This is a genomic window from Bacteroidota bacterium, assembly GCA_030706565.1.
Lineage (GTDB): Bacteria > Bacteroidota > Bacteroidia > Bacteroidales > JAUZOH01 > JAUZOH01.
In genome coordinates, this window is the sequence record JAUZOH010000377.1 from 1 (window position 1) to 3,598 (window position 3,598).

The 3,598-nt window shown below is 43.5% G+C and carries 3 protein-coding genes; 2 read left to right on the forward strand and 1 reads right to left on the reverse strand.

Features of this window, described 5'->3' with window-relative positions; translation table 11 throughout:
- The coding region (locus Q8907_14335) for a ComEC/Rec2 family competence protein (GenBank protein MDP4275450.1) at positions 1-1,386 on the forward strand (1,386 nt) is incomplete at its 5' end.
- Between the two features lie 82 nt (positions 1,387-1,468).
- On the opposite strand, the gene Q8907_14340 is transcribed toward Q8907_14335, so the two are convergent.
- Positions 1,469-2,218 (reverse strand): YebC/PmpR family DNA-binding transcriptional regulator, encoded by a 750-nt coding sequence (locus tag Q8907_14340; GenBank protein ID MDP4275451.1) that lies wholly within the window; start codon positions 2,216-2,218, stop codon positions 1,469-1,471.
- A 235-nt stretch (positions 2,219-2,453) separates the two neighbouring features.
- Here Q8907_14340 and miaB point away from each other — a divergent pair.
- A partial coding sequence (miaB, locus tag Q8907_14345) for a tRNA (N6-isopentenyl adenosine(37)-C2)-methylthiotransferase MiaB (GenBank protein MDP4275452.1) occupies positions 2,454-3,598 on the forward strand: 1,145 nt, incomplete at its 3' end.

A 3,598-nucleotide genomic window follows, 5' to 3' on the forward strand; every position in this document is an offset into this window, starting at 1 on the left:
GGCGCCAGGGACAAGCTTGATGAACCCCTGGTACAGGCTTATGCAGCTTCAGGAGCCATGCATGTGCTGTCGGTTTCAGGCCTGCATGTAGGCATTGTTTATCTTTTCGTCAATTATTTGTTGTTTTTTCTGGATAAACGGAAAGGAGGTAAGCTGGTTAAGAATGTGCTTATCATTTTGCTGTTGTGGTTTTATGCCTTATTGTCGGGTATGTCATCGCCAATTATCCGGTCGGCGATAATGCTTTCGTTTATCGTGGTTTCTGATATGTTAAAAAGGCCTTCAAACACTTTAAATAGCCTGGCTGCTTCTATTTTCCTTTTGCTGTGTTTTAACCCTTTATTCATCATGGATGTCAGCTTTCAGCTGTCCTATGCAGCCGTGATCAGCATCGTTTTGATCTATCAGAAGATCTATCTTGTAATAGATACAGATAATTGGCTGATGGATAAGGTATGGTCGCTGGTGGCTGTTTCCATTGCTGCACAATTGGGCACTTTCCCTATTTCCCTGTATTACTTTCATCAGTTCCCCAATTATTTCCTGCTGACCAACATGCTGATCATCCCGCTGACCAACGTTATTATCTATGTTGCCATTGCCCTGTTTATTTTTTCGCCGTTTACCTGGCTGGCAGGCTGGTTGGGGAAAATTTTGTCCTTTTCTGTAAATGCTGTCAATCAATCGGTGCTTTTTATTGAGCACATGCCCCATTCTGTGTCCGGGAATATTCAGGTTAACGAACCGGCAGTACTGGCTCTTTACCTTTTAATTGTTATGCTTTCCTTGTTTTTTATTTCAAAGAAGAAATTATATCTGAAGTTTTCCCTGTTGGCAATTGTTTTTTTGTTGTTTATAAGGGTTGAACGTACTTATTCTCTGAGTCATTCTGAAGAATTTATCGTGTACAACGTGCGCGGGACTTCGGTTTATCATTTTATAGATGGGGAAAAGGATGTTCTTATTGCCGACAGCAGTTTTTACCACGACGAAAAGGCCTATGCCTTTTCAATAAAAAACAACTGGATATACCATCAGTTGAAGCCTCCCGAAAAACTTACGTTTGGGAAGGAAACCGGGGATTTTAAAAATGGCAGCAATTCTCCTTTGGGAATCATTGCCACTATTGCGAAGTACCGGATTCTTGTTCCTCAGGGCAGCTGGAGAAAGTATGGCGCTCCGGCCTGCAGGGCAGAAGTGGATTATCTGGTCCTTTCCAATAAAGTTCGCATGAAAATGGTCGAAATGATTCATTTTGTAAAACCTGCGAAAGTTATTATTGATTCTTCATGCCCGGCATGGCAAAGGAAAAGATGGATTGCAGAATGCAAATTGTTGCACCTGGGTTATTTTGTTGTGCAGGAAAAAGGGGCTTTTTGCGTTTAAGAGGCCGCAATAAATCCGGCAGACTATGGAAACAAAAAAAGCTGCCTTAAATGAAGACAGCTTTTCATCAAGGAAAATATTTTTATTGTTCCTCTATTTCGTAAAGTTTAATGATTTCGTCGGAAATGTCGAGGTTATGATATACATTTTGTACATCATCATTATCTTCAAACTCATCGACAAGTTTTAACACCTTAACCCCGGCAGCCGGGTCTAGTTTTTTGAGGTCATTAGGTATACGGCGCAGTTCGGCATTTTCAGGTTCAATTTTCATCTCTTCCAGTTTCTTCTGAACCTTGGTGAAATCTTCCATAGAAGTGGTGAGCACAATTGCGTCTTCATCAACGTCAATATCTTCAACACCTGCATCTATCACCTGAAGTTCAAAATCTTCAAGGTCAATGTCCCCTTTGGGAATGGTAATCACCCCTTTTCTGTCGAAAAGGAAACTCAAAGAACCATTTACGCCAAGGTTACCGCCTCTTTTGCTGAAAGTGGAACGGATTGCACTTACCGTACGCTGGTTATTGTCGGTCAGGCATTCGATGAATATGGCAACTCCGTTGGGAGCATATCCTTCGAAGGAGACCTCATTGAGCGCAGATGAATCTTTTGCTTTATTGATGGCTCTCTGGATGTTATCCTTGGGCATATTGACACCCTTGGCATTCTGGATGGCCAGCCTCAACCTGGGATTATTGTCAGGTTCCGGTCCTCCTTCTTTGATGGCAATCATTATTTCTTTGATGATCTTCGAAAAGATCTTTGATCGTTTAGCATCTAATGCACCTTTTTTCCTTTTTATCGTCGACCACTTGTTATGTCCGGACATATTCTAATATTTAACTTTTGTTAATGGTTTAATAATAACTACTTTGGCTTTTTCCTGATCTTAAAAAGCATGCAAAGTTATAAAAAATAATTCTTTTATATTCGTTAATATGTCATTATTAGACAAATTGTCACGGCGAAAGAGGATTAATGGTGAATTTATTGAAAGGAATAAACTATTTTTGCATAAATTTTTTTTATAAAGTTTTGGGTAAGTAAAAGGAGAAAATTTGAATATGCAGGACAGGGATATGGAAAAACAGCCGAAATTATATATTGAAACCTATGGTTGCCAGATGAACGTGAGCGATAGCGAGGTGGTGGCCTCCATCATGGTGAAAGACGGTTATGTTTTGACTGGAAGTGCGGAAGATGCCGATTTAATCCTGATCAATACCTGTTCTATCCGTGATAATGCCGAACAAAGGATATACGGAAGGCTGGCTTCTTTCAAAAAGATGAAGAAGGAAAAGCCCGGACTGGTTGTGGGGGTTATTGGCTGCATGGCCGAACGCCTGAAGGCCCGCTTGGTGGAAGAGGAGAAGGTTGTTGACCTGGTTGCCGGCCCTGATGCTTACCGCGATCTTGACCGCCTGGTGAAGCTTGCAGGCAGCGGCCAGAAGGCTGTGAATGTAATCCTTTCGAGGGAGGAAACTTATGCCGATATTGTCCCTGTCCGCCTGGCTGAAAATAAAATATCCGCCTTTGTGGCCATCATGCGGGGTTGCAACAACATGTGTTCCTACTGTGTGGTGCCTTATACCCGTGGAGGGGAACGCAGCCGCGATCCCCGGACCATCCTGGATGAAGTGCGCAGTTTAATTGATCTTGGTTACAAAGAAGTTACCCTGATTGGCCAAAACGTTGATTCTTACAACTGGAAGGAAGAAGGAAACGAAACCGGCTTTCCCCGTTTGCTGGAGCTGACGGCACAACTTTCGCCCGAGCTGAGGGTTAGGTTCTCCACCTCACATCCCAAAGATATGACCGATGAGGTGCTGCATGTCATGGCCAGATATCCCAATATCTGCAAAAGTATTCACCTGCCGGCACAAAGCGGCAGCAGCCGGATGCTGGAGCTGATGCACCGCGGCTATACCCGCGAGTGGTACCTCGACCGCATCAAAGCCATTAAGACCATTTTGCCCGGTTGTGCCATTTCCACCGACCTTATTGCCGGCTTTTGCGGGGAAACGGAAGAAGACCACCAGCAGACCCTTTCGTTGATGCGGGAAGTACAATACGATTTTGCCTTTATGTTTAAATATTCCGAACGTCCCGGAACTTATGCCGCCCGGCATTTGAAAGACGACGTGCCTGAGGAAGTGAAGAACCGCAGGCTAAGCGAAATTATCGCCCTGCAAAACGAATTGTCCGCCGA